At 37.0% G+C, this 24767-nt stretch carries 23 protein-coding genes and 1 pseudogene; 7 read left to right on the top strand and 17 right to left on the bottom strand.

The features are described from left to right. Positions 1-89: 89 nt before the first annotated feature. Both secDF and ACX9TM_RS22285 read right to left on the bottom strand, forming a co-directional pair. Complete coding sequence (gene secDF, locus ACX9TM_RS22280) at positions 90-2354, bottom strand: protein translocase subunit SecDF (protein WP_001119067.1); 2265 nt, start codon at positions 2352-2354, stop codon at positions 90-92. A gap of 269 nt (positions 2355-2623) precedes the next feature. Next, the gene (locus tag ACX9TM_RS22285) at positions 2624-2908 is read right to left on the bottom strand and encodes a post-transcriptional regulator (protein ID WP_000886980.1); all 285 of its coding nucleotides are present in this window, start codon (positions 2906-2908) and stop codon (positions 2624-2626) included. A gap of 186 nt (positions 2909-3094) precedes the next feature. Between ACX9TM_RS22285 and spoVB the strand changes: the two genes are divergently transcribed. Further along, on the top strand, positions 3095-4654 hold the full coding sequence (gene spoVB, locus ACX9TM_RS22290) for a stage V sporulation protein B (RefSeq protein WP_000198301.1): 1560 nt from the start codon (positions 3095-3097) through the stop codon (positions 4652-4654). A gap of 80 nt (positions 4655-4734) precedes the next feature. On the opposite strand, the gene ACX9TM_RS22295 is transcribed toward spoVB, so the two are convergent. Further along, complete coding sequence (locus ACX9TM_RS22295; RefSeq protein WP_000454833.1) at positions 4735-5382, bottom strand: DUF421 domain-containing protein; 648 nt, start codon at positions 5380-5382, stop codon at positions 4735-4737. 103 nt (positions 5383-5485) lie between these two features. Here ACX9TM_RS22295 and ACX9TM_RS22300 point away from each other — a divergent pair, with 103 nt between their 5' ends. Continuing rightward, on the top strand, positions 5486-5869 hold the full coding sequence (locus tag ACX9TM_RS22300) for a TIGR04086 family membrane protein (RefSeq protein WP_000349148.1): 384 nt from the start codon (positions 5486-5488) through the stop codon (positions 5867-5869). A 36-nt stretch (positions 5870-5905) separates the two neighbouring features. Here the strand turns inward: ACX9TM_RS22300 and yajC are convergent, their stop codons facing one another. Genes yajC through ruvA form a run of 6 tightly spaced genes read right to left on the bottom strand, consistent with a single transcriptional unit; the run spans position 5906 to position 10239 of the window. Continuing rightward, positions 5906-6166, bottom strand: a complete 261-nt coding sequence (gene yajC, locus ACX9TM_RS22305) for a preprotein translocase subunit YajC (protein ID WP_000991115.1) — start codon at positions 6164-6166, stop codon at positions 5906-5908. Positions 6167-6193: 27 nt separating this feature from the next. Continuing rightward, positions 6194-7333 (bottom strand): tRNA guanosine(34) transglycosylase Tgt, encoded by a 1140-nt coding sequence (gene tgt, locus ACX9TM_RS22310; RefSeq protein WP_000125365.1) that lies wholly within the window; start codon positions 7331-7333, stop codon positions 6194-6196. Between the two features lie 12 nt (positions 7334-7345). Continuing rightward, entirely contained in the window at positions 7346-8398 is a 1053-nt protein-coding gene (gene queA, locus ACX9TM_RS22315; protein ID WP_065382052.1) for a tRNA preQ1(34) S-adenosylmethionine ribosyltransferase-isomerase QueA, read from the bottom strand. A gap of 19 nt (positions 8399-8417) precedes the next feature. After that, positions 8418-8618, bottom strand: coding sequence for a DUF2905 domain-containing protein (locus tag ACX9TM_RS22320; protein ID WP_000138162.1), 201 nt, complete (start codon positions 8616-8618; stop codon positions 8418-8420). Next, positions 8615-9616, bottom strand: a complete 1002-nt coding sequence (gene ruvB, locus ACX9TM_RS22325; protein ID WP_000344449.1) for a Holliday junction branch migration DNA helicase RuvB — start codon at positions 9614-9616, stop codon at positions 8615-8617. Before ruvB ends, ACX9TM_RS22320 begins: the two co-directional genes overlap by 4 nt. Positions 9617-9621: 5 nt before the next feature. Beyond that, positions 9622-10239, bottom strand: a complete 618-nt coding sequence (gene ruvA / locus ACX9TM_RS22330; RefSeq protein ID WP_065382053.1) for a Holliday junction DNA helicase RuvA — start codon at positions 10237-10239, stop codon at positions 9622-9624. A 188-nt stretch (positions 10240-10427) separates the two neighbouring features. Here ruvA and ACX9TM_RS22335 point away from each other — a divergent pair, with 188 nt between their 5' ends. After that, a complete protein-coding gene (locus ACX9TM_RS22335) occupies positions 10428-11372 on the top strand; it encodes an iron-hydroxamate ABC transporter substrate-binding protein (protein WP_000823606.1) in 945 nt (314 codons plus the stop codon). A gap of 14 nt (positions 11373-11386) precedes the next feature. On the opposite strand, the gene ACX9TM_RS22340 is transcribed toward ACX9TM_RS22335, so the two are convergent. Next, complete coding sequence (locus ACX9TM_RS22340; RefSeq protein WP_000871192.1) at positions 11387-11917, bottom strand: BofC C-terminal domain-containing protein; 531 nt, start codon at positions 11915-11917, stop codon at positions 11387-11389. A gap of 429 nt (positions 11918-12346) precedes the next feature. Here ACX9TM_RS22340 and ACX9TM_RS22345 point away from each other — a divergent pair, with 429 nt between their 5' ends. Then, the gene (locus ACX9TM_RS22345) at positions 12347-12781 is read left to right on the top strand and encodes a hypothetical protein (protein ID WP_000721223.1); all 435 of its coding nucleotides are present in this window, start codon (positions 12347-12349) and stop codon (positions 12779-12781) included. A gap of 33 nt (positions 12782-12814) precedes the next feature. On the opposite strand, the gene ACX9TM_RS22350 is transcribed toward ACX9TM_RS22345, so the two are convergent. The 5 genes and pseudogenes from ACX9TM_RS22350 to nadB all read right to left on the bottom strand — a co-directional run bounded on the left by ACX9TM_RS22350 (position 12815) and on the right by nadB (position 19232). After that, positions 12815-13459 carry a YhcN/YlaJ family sporulation lipoprotein gene (locus ACX9TM_RS22350; RefSeq protein ID WP_001093536.1) on the bottom strand — a complete coding sequence of 215 codons (645 nt, stop codon included), beginning with the start codon at positions 13457-13459 and terminating at the stop codon, positions 12815-12817. Between the two features lie 1872 nt (positions 13460-15331). Beyond that, positions 15332-15488 (bottom strand): annotated as a pseudogene (gene safA, locus ACX9TM_RS22355) (SafA/ExsA family spore coat assembly protein); the annotation flags it as partial. A 225-nt stretch (positions 15489-15713) separates the two neighbouring features. Next, positions 15714-16820: a quinolinate synthase NadA gene (gene nadA, locus ACX9TM_RS22360; protein WP_000025339.1), complete on the bottom strand. Its 1107-nt coding sequence runs from the start codon at positions 16818-16820 to the stop codon at positions 15714-15716. A 29-nt stretch (positions 16821-16849) separates the two neighbouring features. Further along, positions 16850-17683: a carboxylating nicotinate-nucleotide diphosphorylase gene (gene nadC, locus ACX9TM_RS22365; protein ID WP_001092226.1), complete on the bottom strand. Its 834-nt coding sequence runs from the start codon at positions 17681-17683 to the stop codon at positions 16850-16852. Positions 17684-17702: 19 nt separating this feature from the next. Then, the gene (gene nadB, locus ACX9TM_RS22370) at positions 17703-19232 is read right to left on the bottom strand and encodes an L-aspartate oxidase (protein WP_001138533.1); all 1530 of its coding nucleotides are present in this window, start codon (positions 19230-19232) and stop codon (positions 17703-17705) included. A gap of 152 nt (positions 19233-19384) precedes the next feature. Between nadB and ACX9TM_RS22375 the strand changes: the two genes are divergently transcribed. The 3 genes from ACX9TM_RS22375 (at position 19385) to ACX9TM_RS22385 (ending at position 21796) form a co-directional block, all read left to right on the top strand. Further along, the gene (locus tag ACX9TM_RS22375; protein WP_000973778.1) at positions 19385-20527 is read left to right on the top strand and encodes an IscS subfamily cysteine desulfurase; all 1143 of its coding nucleotides are present in this window, start codon (positions 19385-19387) and stop codon (positions 20525-20527) included. After that, a complete protein-coding gene (locus tag ACX9TM_RS22380; protein WP_000812275.1) occupies positions 20527-21069 on the top strand; it encodes a transcription repressor NadR in 543 nt (180 codons plus the stop codon). Before ACX9TM_RS22375 ends, ACX9TM_RS22380 begins: the two co-directional genes overlap by 1 nt. 79 nt (positions 21070-21148) lie before the next feature. After that, positions 21149-21796: an MOSC domain-containing protein gene (locus ACX9TM_RS22385; RefSeq protein ID WP_000510677.1), complete on the top strand. Its 648-nt coding sequence runs from the start codon at positions 21149-21151 to the stop codon at positions 21794-21796. Between the two features lie 104 nt (positions 21797-21900). Here ACX9TM_RS22385 and pheA read toward each other — a convergent pair whose 3' ends face one another. Continuing rightward, complete coding sequence (pheA, locus tag ACX9TM_RS22390) at positions 21901-22752, bottom strand: prephenate dehydratase (RefSeq protein ID WP_000621705.1); 852 nt, start codon at positions 22750-22752, stop codon at positions 21901-21903. 96 nt (positions 22753-22848) lie between these two features. Further along, complete coding sequence (locus ACX9TM_RS22395) at positions 22849-24762, bottom strand: ABC transporter permease (RefSeq protein WP_001028679.1); 1914 nt, start codon at positions 24760-24762, stop codon at positions 22849-22851. Positions 24763-24767 lie beyond the last annotated feature (5 nt).

Below are 24767 nucleotides of genomic sequence, written 5' to 3' on the forward strand. Positions count from 1 at the left end.
TTCTTCCATCTTCTTTCTGTTAAAAAGTTGCTATCTTATTGTATCCACAAACGAAAAAAGAGATGCCTCATAAAGAGACATCATCTTTTCTATACTTGCGGTTCAGATTCTACTTTCTCAACCTTCTTCTTGTTTCTTCCCTTTTTCAAACGACGGTTTTCAAGCATTAACCAAATTTGAGAGGCAACGAAAACAGAAGAGTACGTACCTACAATTAATCCAACAAGTAGCGCAAACGAGAAGTTACGTAGTGACTCACTACCGAAGATAAGCAGTGCAATTACTGGGAATAACACTGTTAATACGGTGTTAATCGAGCGACCAAGCGTTTGGCGAATACTTGCATTTACGATTTCTTCTAGATCTTTTATATCGCGCACTCGTTTTTTCTGTTTGTATAATTCACGGTTTCTATCAAATGTAACAATCGAGTCATTAATAGAATAACCGATGATTGTTAGTACTGCAGCAATAAACGTTAAGTCTACCTCTAGTTGGAAAATACTAAACATAACAATCATAACGAATGCGTCATGTAATAATGCAAGTACTGCAGATAACGCATACGTAAATCGGAAACGAATACTTACGTATAAAATGATAACCGCAGAAGCAATCAGTACTGCGATAAATGCATTTCGTGCAATTTCTTTACCGATTGTCGGTGAAACTGTACTTACGTTTGGATCTGTACCATATTTATCGTGGAAGAATGTTTTTGTTTTCGCAATTTCATCTTTTGATAAAACACCTAATGTACGAACTGCGAAACCTTTATTGTCATCTCCAGTCGGTACAATATTTTCTTCCTTCACATCAATGTTCAATTCTTTAAAATCTTTATGAACATCAGACACAGTAACGGCTTGTTTTGATTGCAAGTCGATACGTGTACCACTCGCAAAGTCAATACCAAGATTCAATTTGAAAATTGGTAAGATAATTGCACCCGCAATTACAACTACAATCGAGAAGATAAGGAATTTATGACCGATATTTACGAAATTAATACGATCAAATCTTGTTGGCGGATGTACTACACCTTTTGTTAATGGAATAATATCCTTTTGTTTCACACCAAAATATCCTGGTTTTTTATCAAAGTAACGGCTCTTTACAAGTAGACCTAGTAAGAAACGAGTACCGAATACGTTCGTAATAAAACCAACTAAAATACTTACGATTAAACTTGTTGCAAATCCTTTTACAGAGCTATTACCATAAACGAATAACACACCAGCTGCTGCAAGAGTCGTAACGTTTGCATCTAGAATTGTTGCTAATGAACGATGGTTACCAGCACGGAATGCCGACATCATTGACTTACCAATTTTCAGCTCTTCTTTCAGTCTCTCGTACGTAATAATATTTGCATCAACTGCGATACCTACCCCGAGCACTAACGCTGCAATACCTGGCAACGTAAGAACTGCATGCATCCAGTTAAAGACAAGTAATGTAACGAAAATGTATAACCCTAACATAATAACCGCTACAAGTCCTGGTAAACGGTAGAATACAAGCATAAATAAGAAAATAAGAGCGATACCAATCGCACTAGCGAAAATCGTTTGCTCTAACGCTTGTTGACCAAATTTCGCTCCAACAGATGTTGAATACATTTCTTTTAAATCAACAGGAAGTGCACCTGCATTTAATAAAGATGAAAGTTGTTTCGCACTTTCAACTGTGAAGTTTCCACCTACGATAGATACTTCAGCTTGGTTAAATACTTGGTTTACTGTTGCTGCTGATAAGAATTTCGGATTCGGTTTTGCAGATTCTGCTTTATACGAATCTTTTCCTTCTTCAAAGTCAAGCCAAATTACCATTAAATTCGTTGGTGGTGGCATTTTAGAAATTTTTTCAGTTACTTCACGGAATTTTTCAGCACTTTTTAGTGTAAGACCTACGCTCGCACGGCCTTGCTCATCAAATGTTTGCTTCGCTCCGCCGCCTTTTAAATCCGTTCCATCCATAAGAAGGTTATCATCCACATCACGGAATGTTAATTTCGCTTGTGTTGATAACATTTCACGTGCTTTTTGCTGATCTTGTACACCAGCAAGCTGTACACGAATTCGATCTTGCCCTTCGATTTGAATGTTCGGCTCACTTACACCGAGAACATTGACACGATTTTCAAGAGCACCTACTGTACTTACAAGTACATCTCGATCGATTTTATCACCTTTTTTGGCTGGTTTTACTTCATACAGAATTTCAAAACCACCGCGAAGGTCTAGTCCTAGACTAATTCCTTTTGCTATGTCTTTTCCTGCCGCACCAATTACTCCACCGATTAATAAGACGATGAGGAAAAAGGCGGCAATTCTCGTACCACGCTTTGCCATATGTACCCTCTTTCTGCTACTAACACTTTCAATAAATCTCTTACGATTCACTGCTATACGTGTGCATACGCCTAGTTAGTAGACTTCCTTTCTATAATTTTTGCTAGTTCATCACTAGCTCTATAGGTAAGCTTTTACACTACCTACACTTCCATCATTTATTTTCCTCTTCACTACCTCCTTTATATATAATCTTAGACATAATTATTTCCTCTTTATCAATACATATCATTATACTGCAAAAGGAAGAACAAACCAATTGCAGTCGGTTATTTATTTTCGTACTCATCAAATGACCAAAGTGGCGCTTGGTAAGCTTCAACAGTTAAATATGTCATATATTCATTAGCTGTTACTGTTAATACGTCATTAACTAATTCATACAATCTAACATCGCTGTCTATCTTCTTCCACTTTTTCACTTTAAGAAACTTCCAAATGTCATCATCTGTCACTCGGTCGTAACCGAACATTTGAAACTCTTCTACTTTACTTTCTAAAACGACTTGTAACTGTCCGCGGTATGATTCTACCAAAGCCTCTCTATCTAACATCTATAAACATCTCCTTCTTATTTCAGCACGAAAAAGTCGCTTTAATCCCGCTCTAATGGACAGCAATAACTACTTTCAAGAGCACTATCATACTTCACTCTCTTAAATGCTTGTCATTCTTGTCTCGTACGTGCATATAAATTATTGTAAATCATTCCATTGATTTTGAGAAGGTAGGAGAAGAACATGACGAGACAAAGCTTTTTAAAAGGCGCATTTATTTTAATGATAGCCGGCTTTATTACAAAAATACTCGGCTTTATCAACCGCATAGTAATGGCACGTATTTTAGGAGAAGAAGGCGTTGGTCTTTATATGATGGCCGTTCCTACATTCATTTTAGCAATTACATTGACACAAATTGGTCTTCCTGTCGCAATCGCAAAATTTGTAGCAGAAGCGGAAGCTGTGAACGATAAACAAAGAGTTAAAAAAATATTAACCGTATCACTAGCTGTTACATCCGTTATTAGTATCATTTTAACAATCGGAATTATGTTCCTCACACCTATTTTAGCAAAAACATTATTAACCGACGAAAGAACCTACTATCCATTAATGGCCATTTTGCCCGTTGTTCCTGTTATTGCTGTTTCTTCTGTGTTGCGTGGTTACTTTCAAGGGAAACAAAACATGAAACCTAGCGCTTATGCGCAAGTTCTAGAACAAGTCGTCCGCATTACCATTATCGCTATATGCATTCAATTATTTTTACCTTACGGCATAGAATATGCTGCAGCCGGCGCTATGTTATCAGCTGTTCTCGGTGAAGTTGCATCCTTATTATTTTTACTCACGTTATTTCAGCGAGAAAAACATTTATCAATACGCTCTGGATTTTTCACTACTGTAAAGGAAAGCAAAGGGACATTTTATTCTCTGATGGATATTGCCCTTCCAACTACAGGAAGTCGTTTAATCGGCTCCGTTTCATATTTTTTTGAACCTATTGTCGTTATGCAAAGCTTAGCAATCGCTGGTGTCGCTGCTTCTGTTGCAACCCAGCAATACGGTATATTAAACGGTTATGCATTCCCGCTCCTATCACTACCTGCCTTTATTACATACGCTCTCTCTACAGCGCTCGTTCCTTCTATTAGTGAAGCAATGGCAAAAAGACAACATAAATTAGTAGAGCACCGTTTACAACAAGCACTTCGAATTTCATTAATTACCGGCGGATGGTCTGTCGTTATATTATACGTATTCGCTTCTCCTGTTTTAACTCTTATGTATGGATCAGACAGCGCAACAGCATTCATTCAACTTCTTGCGCCTTGCTTTTTATTTCATTATTTCCAAAGTCCACTTACCTCTGTTTTGCAAGCTTTAAACTTAGCAAGAGCCGCAATGATGAATACATTTATTGGTGCCATCGTGAAATTAATCGTTATTTTTGTACTAGCATCAAGGCCAGAGTTTCAAATGATGGGGGTTGCACTTGCTATTGCTGCAAATATTGTAACAGTAACATTTCTTCACTACGCTACTGTTTTAAAAAAGATTACATTTACCATTTACGCAAAAGACTATATTTTCGGCGGACTTGCCATCGGTATCGCAGGCGCCTTCGGTTTTTATCTTCATAAATATATTATTTTCTCTCATTCCCTTGGCATACAAACATTATGGGAAATCACTTTAACAACAATTGTTTATATCGTACTTCTCTTCACTTTCAAACTCATTCGAAAAGAAGAGTTAAGTCGTCTCCCTATCATTCGTAAGCTTTCATTTTTGAAATAAGGTGAAACTTTAATCAGTGGGGTAATCTCCACTGATTATTAGTTATACTAATCATCCTTACTCTTCCAAAGGATAAGTCTCTAATTTTCTTTTACATCAACAAAAAATTGTCCATTTTGAAAACTACAGTATAAAATTTGTGTTATATCGTTATAACCTAAGTTTTTTAATTTCTCAATAAGCCATTCATCTGTATGCTCAATCATTTGTAAATGACTAGATTGAATTTCTCCATCAATAATAAGAGGAAGCGTAAACTGCAATGTATCTTGTTTATTTTTTTGTTTTTGAAAGACAGATAACTTCCCAGACGGTTCCAAAATAGCATATTCTACATCCCGAATATCTCCAACTCCTTGTTCCCTTAATTGCATCATTAAATCATCAATATTATATCGTTGGTTTCTCATCTTTTTTTCATCAATCTTTCCCGCATTAATAATAATTGCTGGTTCACCTTCTATTAAATGCCGAAATCGTTGAAACTTTAATGAAATGACTGACAAAATGATTTGTATGCACATAAGAAAAGTCATCGGAACTAATTGATGCAAAAGTGATTTATCGGTATTTTCAATTGCTACTACAGCCATTTCTCCAAGCATAATAAATACGACTAAATCTAATACACTTAGCTCTCCTATCTCACGTTTACCCATAAGACGAAAAATAATTAAGATGATGATATACAAAAGCATTGTCCGTCCAATTACCGATATCCATTCCATTTCTACATCTCCTTTTTTACGTATAGACTCCCCTATAAAAAAGAAACTAGTCTAACTTGAGCAAAAGGAAAATATGCTTGTATTAAAAAGGGGGAATGCATAAATGGATGGAACGAAAAAATTATCAACTGCAATTGGCTTCGGTATTGTTACGCTACTAATTCTCGCATCTATTACTAGTATGATTATGGCTCTTTTATTAAAGTTTACGAATATAAATGAAGGGACATTAACCGTTACTATTTTTATACTCGCTCTTTTATCTATGCTTATGTCTGGATTTACTGCCGGCAAAAAGGCTCAAGGAAAAGGTTGGCTAGTAGGTTTCACAACAGGGCTCACGTTCACTATACTCGTCTTTCTAGTTAACTATTTAGGCTTTTCTCAAACCTTATCGAACTCACAATTACTATATCAATTAGCATTAATGGGGGCGAGTACACTCGGTGGTATTTTCGGTGTAAATATGTCAAAGCAAAGTAACTAAAAAAGGCCCTGCACATTTCATGCAGGGCCTTCCACATTAGTTTTTCACAACTTCACGAATCGCATTGCGATCGAAAGTTAAGTGTGAACCACCAGATTTAATAACAATTTTTGTCTCATCTACTGATTCGATTGTACCGTGTAAACCACCAATTGTTACGATAGCATCACCTTTTGCTAACTCACTTTGCATTTGAGCAACTGCTTTTTGACGTTTTTGTTGCGGGCGAATTAATAAGAAATAGAAAATCGCAAACATCGCAACGATCATAACGATATTCATCATACCTGCATTCATCTTTTGTTCCTCCTTTTAAATTATGTATTAGAAGTTTTTAGCATTCGGTTTATTAAAGCCATACTGTTCAAAGAACTCTTCGCGGAAATCGCCAAGACGGTCTTCACGAATAGCTTGTCTCACCTGCTCCATTAAGTTTAACAGAAAATGAAGGTTGTGATAAGACGTTAAACGAATTCCGAACGTTTCATCACATTTCATTAAGTGACGAATGTACGCACGTGAGTAGTTTTTACATGTGTAGCAATCACAGTTTGGATCAAGCGGACCGAAGTCTCTTGCGAATTTCGCATTTTTTACAACAAGGCGACCTTCACTTGTCATACATGTACCATTTCGAGCGATACGAGTTGGAAGTACACAGTCAAACATATCAATACCACGAATTGCGCCATCGATTAACGAGTCAGGAGAACCTACACCCATTAAGTAACGAGGCTTATTATCTGGAAGAAGTGGTGTTGTAAACTCAAGAACACGGTTCATAATATCTTTCGGTTCACCAACAGATAAACCACCTACAGCGTAACCAGGGAAGTCCATTGAAACAAGATCTTTCGCACTTTGACGACGAAGCTCTTCGTACTCCCCGCCCTGTACAATACCGAATAAACCTTGATCTTGCGGACGTTCATGCGCTTTTAAGCAACGTTCTGCCCAGCGGCTCGTACGCTCTACAGATTTCTTCATATATTCAAAAGTAGCTGGGAATGGTGGACACTCATCAAATGCCATCATAATATCTGAACCTAATGCATTTTGGATTTCCATCGCTTTTTCTGGTGATAAGAATAATTTATCTCCATTTAAGTGATTACGGAAGTGAACGCCTTCCTCTTCAATACGACGAAAGTCACTTAAACTGAATACTTGGAAACCACCAGAGTCTGTTAAGATTGCACGATCCCAGTTCATAAATTTATGCAAGCCGCCTGCTTCACGAATAATTTCATGACCTGGACGTAGCCATAAATGATACGTATTACTTAAAATAATGCCAGAATCCATTGCTTTTAATTCTTCTGGTGACATTGTCTTAACTGTTGCAAGTGTACCAACTGGCATAAATGTTGGTGTATCAAATGAACCGTGCGGCGTATGCACACGACCTAAACGGGCACCCGTTTGTTTACATGTCTTAATAAATTCATAACGAATTGCTGTCATAACTTACTCCTTTTATTTGTTTCTCATTTTAGCGTGAGATGCAACGAACATTGCATCACCGAAGCTAAAGAAACGATATTTTTCTTTTACTGCTTCATTATAAGCATGAAGTACATTATCTCTATTTGCAAATGCACTTACAAGCATAATTAATGTTGATTTCGGTAAATGGAAGTTTGTAATTAAACCATCAATTGCTTTAAATTCATATCCCGGATACATGAAAATATCTGTCCATCCAGAAGCGGCGCAGAGCTTACCGTCATGATCTGTTGCAATTGTTTCTAACGTACGAGTTGATGTCGTACCTACAGTAATAATACGTCCACCATTCTCTTTCACACGATTTAATAATGCCGCTGTCTCTTCAGACATATGATAATATTCTGCGTGCATATGGTGTTCTTCAATCGTGTCTGCAGAAACTGGTCTAAATGTTCCAAGTCCTACGTGAAGTGTAATGAATGCTAACTGAATGCCTTTTTGCTTTAACTTCTCAAGTAACTCTTCTGTAAAGTGAAGTCCCGCAGTCGGCGCTGCTGCTGAACCGATTTCTTTCGCATATACTGTTTGATAGCGATCGCGATCTTCCAGCGTCTCTTTAATATATGGAGGAAGCGGCATTTCCCCAAGTTCATCTAAAATTTCATAGAAGATGCCATCATATGAAAATTCAAGCTGGCGTCCACCTTGATCTGCAGTTCCTGTGCAAGTTGCTTTTAATTTCCCTTCGCCAAAAGAAATAACAGTTCCTTCTTTTACACGTTTCGCTGGCTTTACAAGCGTTTCCCACTTATCACCTTCTTCTTGTTTTAAAAGAAGTACTTCAATGTGCGCGCCTGTATCTTCTTTCACACCGTGCAAACGAGCAGGCATAACTTTCGTTTCATTTAAAACTAAGCAATCCCCCTCATGTAAGTAAGAAAGAATATCCGTAAAATGTTTATGCTCAATATCACCTGTTTCACGGTCTAACACCATTAATCTTGATGTTTCACGATCTTCTAACGGGACTTGTGCAATAAGTTCTTCTGGTAAATGAAAATCAAACAGATTTATATCCATAGCTATATCCACCTATTTCTTATTTAAATCGATTTATTATATACATAATAAAAGATAATACAATACTTAACACAATACATGTAATGATAGGAAAATAAAAGGTAACGTTTCCTTTTTTCACAAAAATATCGCCTGGAAGCCTTCCAATGAACTTCCAAGCTAATCCAACAACGATGAGTAAGATCCCGGCTGTAATAAGCAGCTTTGGCATCTCCGTCATACTTTTGGTATCTCCATTCCGAAATGTTCATACGCAAGCGGCGTTACAATTCGGCCCCTTGGCGTTCGTTGTAAAAAGCCAATTTGTAATAAATACGGCTCATACACATCTTCAATCGTATGAGATTCTTCTCCAATTGTTGCTGAAACCGTTTCTAATCCAACTGGACCGCCACGGAATTTCTCAATAATACCAAGCAGTAATTTATGATCAATATGATCTAGACCTAATTTATCTACTTGCAGTAGCTCTAATGCCATTTGTGTAATTTCCATCGTAACCGTTCCGTTACCACGAACTTGCGCGAAATCACGTACACGTCTTAAAAGACGATTCGCAATACGAGGTGTACCACGAGCACGTCTTGCAATTTCTAATGCAGCTAACGAATCGATTTCAACTTCAAATACTTCTGCTGTACGTTCAACAATCGCAGAAAGCTGATCTACTGTGTAGTACTCTAACCTTGAAAGTACACCGAAGCGGTCACGAAGCGGTGCCGATAATGCTCCAGCACGTGTTGTTGCTCCAACTAATGTAAATGGCGGTAAATCTAGGCGTACAGAACGTGCTGAAGGCCCTTTTCCAATTACAATATCAAGGCAAAAGTCTTCCATCGCAGGATACAATACTTCTTCAATTGATCTATGCAAACGATGAATTTCATCAATAAATAATACATCCCCTGGCTGAAGCGCTGTTAATACAGCAGCTAAATCTCCTGGTCTTTCAATTGCGGGACCTGAAGTTGTTCTAACATTAACGCCCATCTCATTGGCAATAATATTCGCAAGCGTCGTTTTACCAAGACCTGGTGGTCCATATAAAAGCACGTGATCTAACGTTTCTTCACGCATTTTCGCCGCTTCAATAAATACTTCTAAATTATGTTTTGCTTTATCTTGGCCAATATACTGACGGAGCGTCTGTGGCCGTAATGAATATTCTAAATCCGCATCTTCATATGCAGATTCCCCTGAAAGGAGACGTTCGTCCATTATACTCACCTCTTACCATTTAGTAAAAGACTAAGTGCCTTTTTAATATACTGATCCGTCGTTAATGATTCTTTTAATAACTCTGGTACAACACGAGAAACTTCGCGTTCTGCGTATCCAAGTGCGCGGAGAGCTTCCAGTGCCTCATCAAGCTCAGCTGATGAACCTTTCTTCTCATCAAAACGTTCTGTGTCTGAGAATAAATCAACAAATGCACCTGGTACGACATCTGCTAGTTTTCCTTTTAAATCTAAAATCATTTGGCGTGCTGTTTTCTTTCCGACGCCTGGGAATTTCACTAAAAACTTCTCATCTTCATGCTCAATCGCTTGAACGACCTGTCCTGTTTGACCAGAAGCTAAAATTGCAAGAGCTCCTTTTGGCCCAATGCCAGACACGCCTAACAACTTTGTAAATAATAAACGCTCTTCACGTGTTTTAAACCCGTAAAGTGCCATAATATCTTCTCTCACATAATGATATGTATAGACACGGATTTCTTGCTTACTTCTTTGAAATACATACGGATTTGGTGTGAAAATTTGATAACCAATTCCATTATGATCAATTACGACATATTCCGGCCCTACATACTCCACGTAACCTGTAACATATTCAAACAAAATACGATCTCTCCCTCTTAAATCATGTATTCCATTTTAACATATTTAATGATAGAAAAGCGAGACTGCCCCAACAAATGTTCTCCACTTGAAACTTCTGTTATTTTCCATTGACAGAAAGGTTAAAGCACCTTAATATACAGAAGTCGATAATGATTATCAATACTAATTAAAGGGGTTACATCAGGATGAAACGTAAGCTATTTATTTTATTTACTATTATGCTCGTTGTTCTTTCTATCGTTGGCTGTTCTTCTCAAAAAGAAGAATCGAAGGCAAAAGAACAACCGAAAACAAAAGTTGTAAAACATGCTAAAGGTGAAGCTACAATTCCAGTAAATCCAAAGAGAATTGTTGACTTATCTGGATCAACAGAAGAACTATTACTTCTTGGACACAAACCTGTTGGTACAGCAAATACATATAAAGATAAAATCCAAAATCACTTAACAGACAAGTTAGATGGAGTAAAAGCAGTAGGTTGGTACTGGGCACCTAAAGTTGATTTAGAAGCTGTTACTGCTTTAAAACCAGACTTAATTATTTTAAACAACCGTCAATTAAAAATTTATGATCAACTAGAAAAGGTTGCACCTACAGTTGTTCTAGAAACAAACTTAGAAGACTGGCGTGGTAAGTTTAAAGAAGTAGGTAAGCTATTTGACGAAGAGAAGAAAGCAGACAAATGGATTGCAGACTACGATAAGAAAGCAGACTCTTTATCTAAAAAAATTAAAGAGAAAACAAAAGATGAGAACTTTATGTTCGTTGCAGTTACACCACAAAACTTCCGTGTATACGGTAGCTTCGGATACGGTGACATCATCTTTAATGACTTAAAACTTCCAGCAACAAAAGGTACGGATTTAAAACAAACGATGGCGCAAGTATCACTAGAAGGTCTAGTTGCATTCCAGCCTGACCAAATGTTTATTGTAAACTTCGGCGGCGAAGCTGATAAAGTTTACGAAGACTACAAAAACAGTGCCGTTTGGAAAGACAATAAAGCAGTTAAAAATAATCACGTATATGAAGTATCAAATGAAGTCTTCAATACGAAAGCATTCAATCCAATCGGAAAAGATATGCTAATTGATGAAATCGCAAAAGAAATTTTAGCTAAAAACAAATAAGAAAAAAAAGCAGCTCACCATGAGCTGCTTTTTTTCTTACTTTGAACTGCGTATTGCTTCATTTTTTCAATCGTCTTCACAAAACCTTCTTTTGATTTAATACGAATGCCACGTTTCAATTTCGCACGTTCATAGCTCTCAAGCTTTTTCATATCAATTTGAAAGAAAGAATGGATCGCATTATCACTTTTCGGTACACCTTTGAAAATTTGTAATATCCCTTCCTCTGAAACACCAAAATACCCGCTCGTTTTCAATAACGGAGAAATATCATCAACTTTCTTTTGCAATACAATTTGTACATCATCACGATCAACGAGCTGCCATTCTTTATACTGCTGTAAAAACTTTTCTAAATCCGTCACTTTTTCTGTAAGTATTTCTTCGCTTACTTCGCCATCAACATACATACGCTCTAATAAAATTGTAACCTCAGGTTCTTTTTTCGTTACTTCTGGTACTGGCCCTTCCGCCTTCACATTCGTTCCATAAACGAAACAAAACATCATAACGAAAGCTTGCATCGCAATCAGTATCCATTTCATTTCCGTTCACCTCTTTTAGGCAAGATCATACTTTCATTAGTAGTTTTTCCGGAAATGGGGGTTTTATCCATATTACATTTCTTTCGAAAAATAAAAAATGCAGATAAGGGTTTACCTCATCTGCATGTATCATTTACTTTTATATAAAATGAAAGACGCCTGCAAAGCAGGCGTCTTGATGCGTTTACGGCGAGAGACCAGGCGACCACATTCGCGTGTTTAGCACTTAAGCATATCTCTCGTCTTACGTAAATTAGCTCATCGCTTTGCTAATATAACATTAATAAAGTATAAGTGCAACATGTTTATAAAAATATTTTATTTCCTCTTTCATCCAAATTATTTTATGTAAATTATAAATTGATAATTGCAATATATATGTTACAATTAATGTGACAGCGAAATCATAATAAGCAGGGGATGAATATTATGAAAAAAATAAAGGATGAACGCCTCATTCTTCAAATGTTAAAAAACATACGTATTGTCTTTCTTTTTCAATACATTGGCGTAGTTGGAATTTTAGGCTATATCGGTTTCACTGAAGGCATTGATCAAATTACGAAATCTCCATTGTGGCTATTATTTATGTTTACAAGTATTTTACTTGCTTATTTACAGTTAAGTGTTTCAATCGATGTAGAAGAAGGCGAAAAGGAAATACAGTTAACTCCTTATTACAAACTTGTCTTCCACTCCCTTATTGTAGGAATCGTTACGGCTATTATTTATATTATTTTCAGTCCAGAAAGACCTCTATTTGAAGCTATTTCAACAGGTAGTATTCTTTTCATATGCTTTTTAGTTTCTTATTCCGTTAGTTATTTTATTAAAAAACGTCGCTTACAAGACAACGATGAATAAAGAGGAAGGGCTATCCCTTCCTCTTTTGTTTTGTTATCGCACTGTACCAGTTAAACCGTAACGAATGTCTCGGAACATATTCACTATGTCACGATTAAAATCGTTTGTAACTGTACCGTTACGTAGACGCGTACTCATTGCATCGACACGAGTAAACATATCATTTCTTACAGAAACATATACGTTTCTGTTTCCAACTTCATTTGCAACAGCTTGACGAATTTCGTTAGCCATCGCCGTTTCATTTGTCACTGTGTTACGTGGTTTTACCGCAATCGCTACATCGTTTCCATATACAACTGTAGACACACGGTCTACGTTATTCATACGTTTCACACGATTTGTTATTCTTTCAGCTGTTTTACCATCATTGTTAATGTATGAATTGTTCATTGTAATATTACGAGTTGGATGCGGATTAGCAATTTGTCCATTGTAATTTACATCTCGATAATAATTGTATCCTGTATCGTTACGACCATTTCTATATGTTACATAATCTGTATAACGATCATTACGTGTCACATTATCACGATACTGGTGTGTATCATTATAAGATGTACGCTCGTAATTGTAGTTACGTCCATCCATTGCATTGTTATCTTTCGGTGTACCACATGCAGCTAATGCACTGGTAACTAACAAAGAAGCAGCAATCACTTTTACTTTCGTATTCAATACAAAAACCCCCTCTGTTAGAATGAGCTTCTCTACTGAAAAGCTCCCTCTTATGATGAGTAACCGAGAAGGTTTTTACACTGTTAATATTTCACTGGGAATTTTCTAGCACTTCATAAAAAAACTTCATTTTCTTAATTAACAGGAATGTAAAAAAGGCGGGAATACTCCCGCCTTTTTAAACTTCTTCTTCGTCCTCTTCTTCTGAAACGGGCTCTCCAAATACATTCGGTGGATCTGGTTGATAATACATCGTTCCTGGCTGTGGTGCATATGCAGACTGAGTTGGTTGGTAATATAAAGGATTCGCATATTGCGGACCGCCTGGTTGTGGACTATATAGTCTACTTTCTCCTCCGCATCCACAATCTTCCTCACCCTGCACAAGCGGCGGCATATTATTATCCATTGGCATCATATTCTGGTTGGGCATAGACGTATATTGCGGTCCAAACGGCGCTCCTTGCTGATATGGCATTTGATATGGATTTGGTTGTTGATAATACGGATTCGGCGGCATCATGGGCTGTTGATACGGCATTTGATAGGGCATCATATTGGGTGGTTGATTGTTATCCATAATCGGCATCATATTCGGCATTTGATTGTTATCCATAATCGGCATTATATTCGGCATTTGATTGTTATCCATAATCGGCATCATATTCGGCATTTGATTGTTATCCATAATCGGCATCATATTCGGCATTTGATTGTTATCCATAATCGGCATCATATTCGGCATTTGATTGTTATCCATAATCGGCATCATATTCGGCATTTGATTGTTATCCATGATCGGCATCATATTCGGCATTTGATTGTTATCCATAATTGGCATTATATTCGGTGGCTGGTTGTTATCCATGATTGGCATTATATTCGGTGGCTGGCTGTTATCCATGATTGGCATTATATTCGGTGGCTGGTTGTTATCCATGATTGGCATTTGAATATTTGGCATTTGAATATTTGGCGGTATGACTTGTGGAATCACTACATTTTCTTTCGATACATTTGGCGATACTATATTCCCTACGTTTTCTTTTTTCACTTGCGGTGACACTATATTCCCTACATTTTCTTTTTTCACTTGCGGTGACACTATATTCCCTACATTTTCTTTTTTCACTTGCGGCGATACTATATTTCCTACATTTTCTTTCTTCACTTGTGGCGATACTATATTTCCTACATTTTCTTTTTTCACTTGCGGCGATACTATATTTCCTACATTTTCTTTCTTCACTTGTGGCGATACTATATTTCCTACATTTTCTTTCTTCACTTGTGGCGATACTATATTGTTTTTTTTCGTTTGCGGAGAAATGATATTGTTAGGTTTCATTTTACTAATTTGAGGAGCAATTAACTCGCTTCCTTTTTTTATTACATCTGAAATTTTATATTCTTTTTTCGGTTTTATTGGTGGTTGTGGCGGCTGCGGTAATACATTTACCGAAAACTTCGTGTTTTCTTTTTCCGCCGGTTTTTGTTTTTCTATCACAGGTGGTTTTTGAATAACAGACGGTTTTTCAACTGGTTTTTCTTTTTGAATTGGCTGTTCTTTTTGCACCTCTTTTTGCGGTTTCACCTGTACTTCTTTTTGTGGCTTTACCTGCATCTCCTTCTGTGGTTTCACCTGTACTTCTTTTTGCGGCTTTACCTGCATCTCCTTTTGCGGTTTTACTTGCACTTCTTTTTGTGTTTGTTGCATAGCTGGCTGCTGTGTAATTGGTGCTGATTGATACGTAACTTCTTCTTCATCTTCTATTCCAAGCGGAGTTGGTGTTGCTGCAAATTCTTTTTGCTGCACTTCTTTTACGTATTGCTTTGGAGGCGCTGAACCTGCTCCAGCCTGTTGTTTCATGTGAACACTCTTGGATGGCACTTTAATTTTCATACCTGGCATAATTAAATCTGGATTACTAAGTTGTGTATTTGTTTTTTTCAACGTGTCAAAATCCACTCCGTACTTTTTCGCAATTTTCCAAAGGGTATCCCCTTTTTGCACGATATGAATTTTCAAATTTTCCCCCTCCTGTATAACTTATCTATAAGTAACAAATCTCATGAAGTAACTCTTTCTAAATAACATTAACTTCTTTTCACTTTTATCACTTCTTCGATTTTCAATATCATTCGAAGCGGAATAAGCATAAAGAACCACAATGATTTCTTCAAAACAATGTATGCCCATTTCGTTCTCGTTATGATTATATGTATGAAAAAAAGCAACAGGAATACCGTTGCTTTACACACGCTCTAACATACGATTTAATGCAAGAACCGCTTCTGCCGTTACTTGTTTGTCTACGCTAATAACGTTAATTTCTTCTCCTCTTTCTATCGTTTCAAGTGTCCATAATAAGTGAGGCAGATCAATTCGGTTCATCGTTAAGCACGGACACATAAATGGATTAAGTGAAACAATTTCTTTATCTGGATGTTGCTGAATAATTCGGTTCACTAAATTCATTTCTGTACCAATCGCCCATTTGCTACCAGATGGCGCTGATTCAATCATATCAATAATATATTTCGTTGAGCCTGCATAATCTGAAGCAGCTACAACTTCATAGCAACATTCTGGATGTACAATAATATTCATATCAGAATGATTTTTTCGTACGCTCTCAATGTTCTTCACTGTAAAATTTTGATGAACAGAACAATGCCCTTTCCATAAAATTACTTGAATTTCTTCTATATCCCCATCGTACTCTAATGAATCTGTGTGTGGGTCCCATACTGCCATTTTATCTAACGGGATACCTAAATCGTACGCTGTATTTCTCCCTAAATGTTGGTCTGGTAAAAAGACGAGACGTTCTTTTTGAGTAAACGCCCAAGATACCATTTGCTTTGCATTAGAAGATGTTACTGTTGCTCCTCCGTTACGACCACAAAACGCTTTAATTGCAGCTGTAGAGTTCACATATGTTAACGGAATCATCGTATCTCCAAATAATTTCGTGAGCTCTTTCCATGCTCTTTCTGTTTGTTCAATATCTGCCATATCCGCCATCGAACAACCTGCACGCATATCTGGTAAGATGACAACTTGATCATCTGTCGTTAACATATCTGCTGTTTCCGCCATAAAGTGCACCCCGCAAAACACAATATATTTTGCGTCTTTATTGCTCGCTGCAACTTGTGCAAGCTGAAGTGAATCCCCTGCTGCATCTGAAAATTGTACCACTTCATCTTTTTGATAATGATGCCCTGGAATGAATAACATTTTCCCCATTTTCTCTTTAATTTCACGAACACGCTTTTCCATATCTTCCGTTGACATCGTGTAATAACGCTCTGGTAACATCGTTTCAATTGGCTGTACTTGTTCTAAAATACTCATATACGTTTCTCCCCTCTAAGCCACTTTCCTTATCCTTCAATATTGAAACTAATATCAAGTGCTTTCACTGAATGTGTTAACGCTCCAAGTGAAATATAATCTACTCCTGTTTTTCCGTATTTCGGTAAATCTTCAATTGTGATGCCCCCTGAAGCTTCTGTAACGATAGCACTTGGTACAATTTTTGAAAACTCCCGGATTTCATCTGGCGTACGATTATCGAACATAATAATATCAGCACCAGCAGCAACAGCCTCTCTCACCTGTTCCTCATTTTCTGTTTCTACTTCTACTTTCACCATATGTCCTAACTTCTCTTTCACTGATGTAACAGCTTTTGTAATAGAACCAGCAAACGCAATATGATTGTCTTTAATCATGACACCATCATATAAACCGAAGCGATGATTAAATCCACCGCCGCACACGACTGCATGCTTATCAAACATACGTAGTCCTGGCATCGTTTTTCGCGTATCACAAATGCGAGTATGACTGCTATCTAAAGCAAGAACCGCTTTACGCGTCATCGTCGCTATTCCGCTCATACGCTGAATAACATTTAATATAACGCGCTCTGCTGTTAATAACGATGCAATTGGACCTTGCACAGTTGCAATGATTTCGCCTTTTTCTACAAGGTCCCCATCTTTTTTATGCAGCTCTACTTCAATTCTCTCATCAATTAATTTAAATCCTGATTCAATTACTAAACGTCCTGCAAAGACCCCTGTATCCTTCGCAAGAAATGTTCCTTTCGAAAGCAAGTTATCTGGAAAAATAAGCTGAGATGTTACATCTCTTTCCCCTATATCTTCTAAAAAAAATCGATTTAATGCTTCTTTAACTTTTATCGTGTTCATAAAGCCCCTCTTCCCCTCATTACACAAGTTGTCGTTTTCTCTTTACTCGAACAATCTCTTTCTTTCCTATATTTCTATCTGGATAATCACTCCGGTAATGCCCGCCAATACTTTCTTCTCTTTGCAAGGCTGACACAACTATAAGCTCACAAACCGTTAACATATTAATAAGCGTTATCTCTTCATTCGTAAGAACATCATGTTGTAATATCATATTTCGAACACCATACTTACTAAGCCATCTCTTCGCATAAGATAAACTTTGCTCTGTTCGCACAATCCCAACATATTTCATCATGCATTTTTGTATTTCTTCTTTCGTCGGTAAATGATTCAGAACGATAAACTTTGCTTCCTTTTCGGCTAGCATGTTCACCTTTTCTTTTGTCTCTCTAGATAAAATGTGTCGTCCGATTCTTTTTCCAAACACAAGACCTTCTAATAATGAATTACTCGCTAATCTATTTGCACCATGAACCCCGTTACAAGCTACTTCACCGACTGCGTATAAGTTCGGAATAGACGTCTCTCCATCACAGTTCGTTTTCACGCCGCCCATGTGAAAATGAGTACCAGGCACGACTGGAATAAGTTTTTTATTTATATCGACTCCATTTGTTTTACATATCGATGACACGGTCGGAAAGCGTTGTTCAAAGTTTTGAATCATTTCGATGTTTAAGTACACTTTTTCACCCGCAAGTAGCTGTTCATGAATAGCCCTTGCGACTACATCACGAGGCGCTAAATCCTGTTCGGAATGTATATCCATCATAAAACGCTGCCCTTTTCCATTTACAAGGACAGCTCCTTCTCCGCGAACAGCTTCGGACACAAGACCAGAACAACGCCCACCCGCGTATAACATCGTCGGATGAAATTGTATAAACTCTAAATCTACAAGCTCTCCGCCTGCACGGTACACCATTGCAAGTCCATCGCCTGTAATCGTCTCGTCATTAGAAGTAAAGGCGTATAAACCGCCAATACCGCCTGAAGCTAACACCGTATAATCTGCATTGTAACGTTTCAATTCTCCTTTATTGTTGCGAGTTAAAGCCCCAACACATTTATCTTTTTCTATAATAAAATCGAGCACCATTTCCTGTTCCACTACCGTAACGTATGGAGCTACTTCTTGAATAAGATGCTCTAATAAATTCTTTCCTGTTGCATCGCCACCTGCATGTAAAATACGACGTTTTCGATGCGCTCCTTCTTTTCCAAGATGAGGACCTGTTTCATCTCCATCAAATTTCATTCCATTTTCAATAAGGTTATTAATTTCTTTCGGTCCTTCCTCGACTAAATAACGGACCACTTCTTCATTGTTATAATGACACCCTGCTACTAGCGTATCTTCAAAATGATCATTAGGATTGTCGTATGTAGCTACCGCTGCGGCAATTCCACCTTGAGCTAAATGTGTATTATTATTACGTTTCGTCTCCTTTGTGATAATAATCACATTCTTTTCGTGACAAATCTCTTTTGCAACACGAAGTGCCGCAACGCCACTTCCAATAATTAAGACATCTGCGCTTGGCATAATTGTTGCCTCCTACTTTACACTTTTCAACTGTCTTGACACCTATATTTACATAGTTTTAAAATAATGACAAGAGTTTTTTTATAATTCTTATTTTCACTACCATTTAAAAAGTAAAAGAAATGTAACTCTTACTAGAGAGAGGAACTTACATGATGATATATCTTGACTATGCAGCTACTACACCTATGAGCGAGGAAGCGTTACAAACATATATGAAAGCAGCATCGCAATACTTCGGAAATGAACAAAGTTTACATGATATTGGAGGAACGGCTTCTTCTTTATTACAAGTTTGCCGAAAAACATTTGCGGAAATGATTGGAGGAAAAGAACAAGGAGTATTTTTCACAAGTGGTGGATCGGAATCGAACTATCTTGCGATCCAATCACTTCTAAATGCCCGAAATAAGAAGCATATTATTACGACACCTATGGAACATGCATCCATTCGAAGTTATTTTCAATCTCTAAAATCAAAAGGCTATACGATCACTGAAATTCCTGTTGATAAAAATGGACTCATTTGTTTAGTAGATTTAGAGGCAGCTATTACGGAAGATACTGTGCTAGCAAGTATACAGCATGGAAACTCTGAAATCGGAACCGTTCAAAACATTACAGAAATCGGGGCACTTTTAAAAAAATATAATGTTTTATTTCATACGGATTGTGTGCAAACGTTTGGTAAACTGCCTATCCATGTTTTTGAGATGGGGGTTGATAGTCTTTCTGTTTCAGCACATAAAATATACGGACCAAAAGGTGTCGGCGCTTGCTACATAAATCCGCAAACTCGCTGGGAACAAGTATTTCCAGGAACTTCTCACGAAAAAGGATTTCGCCCAGGTACAGTGAACGTTCCCGGCATCGCATCTTTTTTAACAGCTGCTGAAAATATATTAAAAACTCAATGGGAAGAAAGTTTACGTTTTAAAGAGTTACGATCCTACTTTTTAGAGCAAATACAAACACTTCCACTAGAAATTACAGTAGAAGGTCATTCTACTTCTTGTTTACCACATATTGTTGGGGTTACAATAAAAGGAATAGAAGGTCAATATACTATGCTAGAATGTAATCGCCATGGTATCGCCATTTCCACCGGAAGTGCTTGCCAAGTCGGCAAACAAGAACCTTCGAAAACTATGCTTGCAATTGGAAAAACGTATGAAGAGGCAAAACAATATGTCCGCTTCTCTTTCGGACAACAAACAACGAAAGATCAAATTGATACTACTATTCATGCACTACACACAATTGGAAATCAATTTTATAGAGGTGTTAAATCATAATGAAACAAAATGAACAAAAAAAGATTTTAGGTGAAGAAAGACGACAACTTATCCTCCAGTGGCTTCTTGCTGCAAATGAACCGTTATCGGGGAATGAACTATCGAAAAAGACGAACGTAAGTAGACAAGTTATCGTGCAAGATATTTCCTTGCTTAAAGCACGAAACGAACCAATTATTGCAACTGCTCAAGGCTATTTATATTTAAAGCCACAAGAGAAACAACAAACTTTTGAACGCGTAATCGTATGCCAACATAAACCAGCAGAAGTACGTCAGGAACTTACAATGCTTGTTGACCATGGCGTTACGATTAAAGACGTAAAAGTTGAGCATCCTGTATACGGTGACTTAACAGCCTCCATTATGGTAAGCAATCGCTTTGATGTAGAGCAATATTTACAAAAAATCGAAAACACAAATGCTTCCTATCTTTCACAACTAACAGATGGTATTCACTTACATACAATCGAGGCAGATTCTAAAGAAAAATTAGATGCTGCTTGTGAGGCGTTAGATAAAGCAGGATTTCTCGTTTATTAATGTAAAGCACAGAGTTTTTATCATTCTCTGTGCTTTTTTAATGCTATAATATTGTAATCAATCGTAAAGGAGATCAAATATGGGAATTGAACTCGTTCACTTTAGCATTGGCAAACCGAAACAAATGAAATATGGCGAAGATAAAGAAATGATTACAGGTATATGTAAAGAACTTACCGAAGAAGCTTTCCTATCAAAAGATGGCTTCCTTGGTGATGATGTAGCAGATTTAAAACACCACGGTGGACCTGATCGCGCAGTTTGTGTGTACTCACACGAGCATTACGCACTATGGGAAAAAGAATTTCAAACAACACTTCCAGCTTCCGCATTTGGCGAAAACATTACCGTAACAAATATGTTAGAGCATGACGTATGCATCGGAGATACATATCAACTAGGCGAAGCAATCATTCAAGTAACGCAAGCTCGCGTACCTTGTAGCACAATTTCAAAACGTCTTGGCATCCCTGGCATACTGCCGCGTATTGTAGCAACTGGATTTACTGGCTACCTATGCCGCGTTCTTCAAGAAGGTACTGTACGTAAAGATTCAAAAATTACATTACTAGAACGTCCATCAAGCAATGTTTCTGTTTTATTCTCTAACGAAATTTATTTTCATAATAGAAAAGATAAAGATGGCATCGAGAAGATTCTTGCTGTTCCAGAACTAGCTGATATTTGGCGTGGTCAATTAGAAGATCGTCTTGCGAAGTTAAAATAAAGAACCCACCTTCTGCAGGTGGGATTTTATTAATCTATTAAAAAATATATTAGGCAATGAAATGATATTGACGATTAGACAAACACCAACATTCCATCTACATCTTACAACCAATAAGAAGAATAACTCCCCAGCACAGTAACAGAAAAACCGAGTGCTTCAAGTTCCATCGTTACGCCTGGCAATAATACGTCATCGTATGCTTTATCGACATCGATTAAGAAAAAGTAATTTCCAAGACCTGTTTTCATCGGACGCGATTCGATTTTTGATAAGTTTAATTTTCTCCATGCGAAAGCTGATAACACTTGATATAGGGCACCTGCATAATCTGCAGGTAACGTTATCATAAGCGTCGTTTTCTCTCCGCGGTTCTCTCCGTTATTCGGGAGTACTGCTTTCTTTTTCTTATGGAGTACTAAGAAACGTGTATGATTATTTTTATGCGTATGAATACTACGTCTCACAATTGTTAATCCGTATTTTTCTGCAGCCGCTTCATTTGCAATAGCGGCAATTTTCTCTTCAGGATGTTCTTTCACATATTGTGCAGCAGCACTTGTAGATGTCATATCTCGAACAGTTACTCCTTTTAATTCTTCATTTAAAAATTTATGGCACTGTGCAATGGCATGCGGATGAGAATGCACTGCATATACTTCTTCCCACACTTCTGCATACTGCGGATGTACAAGTAAATGCTGCTGAATTGGTACTGTAATTTCTCCTACAATGGAAAGCGGCTGCTCATGTACAAGGTAATCAACCGTTATATTCACTGAACCTTCTATTGCATTTTCTAACGGTACAACTGCGAAATCTACATTTTCGTTTGCAGCTGCATCTATACAATCTGGAATCGTTCGATACGGTACATGCTCTGCTTCCGGAAAAAAACGACTCACCGCCATATTTGTAAATGTTGCTTCTGGTCCTAAATATCCTACTCGAATCATCGTCTTTTCCCCTCTTTTTCGTTTTCTTACTGTTATACCATACTTTTTTATATTCTTCTATGTAAATTTCGAATATTTAAAAAAGACTAGCATTCGCTAGTCTAAATGTTTCTTATACTCTCTTTGAGCGAAGAAGAAATAAATGATACATGCTGCGATATAAAACAGAATGAACAAACCTACTTTTCTTAATGAGCCATCCATAAAAAGCGTATTATGAAACGTATATAATGCAACTGCACTATGCATACTCCCTACTATAATTGGCGCAAAAAATAGCATACATAATTGCCAACGAGAAATTTTCCATACTTCTTCCTTCGTCATTCCAAGTTTAGAGAGTGCACCATACTGCTTTCGGTCCGATGCAATATTATGGAACCATTTAAAATACACGATACTACATGAAGTGAGAAAGAATAATATACTAATAAATGAGCCTACAAATAGAGTAATATCGCCGACTTCTTTCATATTTACATACAACTCCATATTGCTTCGAAATGCATTATTATTATCTTGTTTTATATGTCTCCGTAAATCTTCATTTAATTTCTTCGTCTTTTCGATATTTGATAATGTGTAGCCTCTATATATCATTTTTTCAGAATCAGGAACCTGATTTGCTATACTGTCAAAATCTTCATCATTCATAACGAAGAACAGACCATTAATGTACGAAGGGTGATGGTTAAATTGAACCCCTTCTTTCTGACCGTTAAATACGAATTGATATGGTTGATTCATTACTTGCAATTGAATCTCTTTTTGATTATATACATTCGAATTATTGTATTTATTATAATAAACGAGTGTCACTGTACCTTTTTTAGGACGATACGTTTTCTGTCTTTGTTTCCTGGCTTCTTGGTTATATTCACTTTCTTTTATAAGCGGTACTATTGTTGTTTCTCCCTTATTAGACTGAAAGGATGCATAAACTCCAACAAAACTCATATATTGAAAATCATCATACTCATAGTGATGCAGTAATTTTTCAACCGCACCTTCCTCAAAGACTTCATGAGTAGAAATACCTTTTTCTATGTACGAAAACGAGTGTACCCCTCCAGTTCGCCACATATCTTGCATGCTAGAAAAATATAAGAACACCGTACCTGTTGCTGTAACTACAAACGTCGTTGCCATAGACATCAGAAAGAAAAAGCGACTATTTTCCTTCATTCGATGTGACAATTGATTCACTATAAATAAATACGGATATGTATACATAATCTTTTTATTTCGCTTTATCATTTCTAACACTTGGGTAGCTCCATGTGTAAAAGAAAAGTACGTTCCAAAAAAGACAAGTATAGACACAGGGAAAAAGTATATTGCTATCGTAGTCATCGTCACTTGTAGCGCCAACGCATACCCGCCCACTAAACAAGCAAAACCGAATAAACAAAGCCACTTTGATGTTTTCTTCTCTTTTTTATCTGTTCGAAATTCTTTCAATAACCGAATGATTTTTATATTCCATATACGTAAAGCACTTATAAAAGATAACAAAATAAAAACGACCATATATGTAATAAATGTTACACCAATCGCCCTTACGTCAAATATCACAGGGAGTTCTTTCGGAAGCCCCAGTAACATACTAAATACCATAAAAAAGAGTTTTAAAAATATCATACCGAGCACAATACCGAAAATATTCGCGAAGACCCCGATTAAAATTTGTTCGGTCATAATCATTCCTATTACGTTAGATTTCGTTGCTCCCATTAACATATATAACCCTAATTCTTTCTTACGTGCTTCTATGAAAATAGAAGTAGAGTACAAAATAAATATGACGAAAAAAGAAATGATTATAACATTACATATGATAAGTCCCCAACGTACGTTTTGATACCACATCGTCTCTTGCATATACGGATGCACAATGACAGACATATATGCGTAAGAAGCAAATATTGCAAAACAACTACTTAAGAAAAACACTTTATAATTACGCCAATTTCCTTTTATATTTTGCAGCGCTAGTTGCCAAATGTTCATCTATC

Source organism: Bacillus sp. LH1, from assembly GCF_057924895.1.

Coding starts and splice junctions, on each gene's coding strand:
- secDF (WP_001119067.1), bottom strand. CDS start 2,354: ATGGCAAAGCGTGGTACGAGAATTGCCGCCTTTTTCCTCATCGTCTTA.
- ACX9TM_RS22285 (WP_000886980.1), bottom strand. CDS start 2,908: ATGTTAGATAGAGAGGCTTTGGTAGAATCATACCGCGGACAGTTACAA.
- spoVB (WP_000198301.1), top strand. CDS start 3,095: ATGACGAGACAAAGCTTTTTAAAAGGCGCATTTATTTTAATGATAGCC.
- ACX9TM_RS22295 (WP_000454833.1), bottom strand. CDS start 5,382: ATGGAATGGATATCGGTAATTGGACGGACAATGCTTTTGTATATCATC.
- ACX9TM_RS22300 (WP_000349148.1), top strand. CDS start 5,486: ATGGATGGAACGAAAAAATTATCAACTGCAATTGGCTTCGGTATTGTT.
- yajC (WP_000991115.1), bottom strand. CDS start 6,166: ATGAATGCAGGTATGATGAATATCGTTATGATCGTTGCGATGTTTGCG.
- tgt (WP_000125365.1), bottom strand. CDS start 7,333: ATGACAGCAATTCGTTATGAATTTATTAAGACATGTAAACAAACGGGT.
- queA (WP_065382052.1), bottom strand. CDS start 8,398: ATGGATATAAATCTGTTTGATTTTCATTTACCAGAAGAACTTATTGCA.
- ACX9TM_RS22320 (WP_000138162.1), bottom strand. CDS start 8,618: ATGACGGAGATGCCAAAGCTGCTTATTACAGCCGGGATCTTACTCATC.
- ruvB (WP_000344449.1), bottom strand. CDS start 9,616: ATGGACGAACGTCTCCTTTCAGGGGAATCTGCATATGAAGATGCGGAT.
- ACX9TM_RS22335 (WP_000823606.1), top strand. CDS start 10,428: ATGAAACGTAAGCTATTTATTTTATTTACTATTATGCTCGTTGTTCTT.
- ACX9TM_RS22340 (WP_000871192.1), bottom strand. CDS start 11,917: ATGAAATGGATACTGATTGCGATGCAAGCTTTCGTTATGATGTTTTGT.
- ACX9TM_RS22345 (WP_000721223.1), top strand. CDS start 12,347: ATGAAAAAAATAAAGGATGAACGCCTCATTCTTCAAATGTTAAAAAAC.
- nadA (WP_000025339.1), bottom strand. CDS start 16,820: ATGAGTATTTTAGAACAAGTACAGCCAATTGAAACGATGTTACCAGAG.
- nadC (WP_001092226.1), bottom strand. CDS start 17,683: ATGAACACGATAAAAGTTAAAGAAGCATTAAATCGATTTTTTTTAGAA.
- nadB (WP_001138533.1), bottom strand. CDS start 19,232: ATGCCAAGCGCAGATGTCTTAATTATTGGAAGTGGCGTTGCGGCACTT.
- ACX9TM_RS22375 (WP_000973778.1), top strand. CDS start 19,385: ATGATGATATATCTTGACTATGCAGCTACTACACCTATGAGCGAGGAA.
- ACX9TM_RS22380 (WP_000812275.1), top strand. CDS start 20,527: ATGAAACAAAATGAACAAAAAAAGATTTTAGGTGAAGAAAGACGACAA.
- ACX9TM_RS22385 (WP_000510677.1), top strand. CDS start 21,149: ATGGGAATTGAACTCGTTCACTTTAGCATTGGCAAACCGAAACAAATG.
- pheA (WP_000621705.1), bottom strand. CDS start 22,752: ATGATTCGAGTAGGATATTTAGGACCAGAAGCAACATTTACAAATATG.
- ACX9TM_RS22395 (WP_001028679.1), bottom strand. CDS start 24,762: ATGAACATTTGGCAACTAGCGCTGCAAAATATAAAAGGAAATTGGCGT.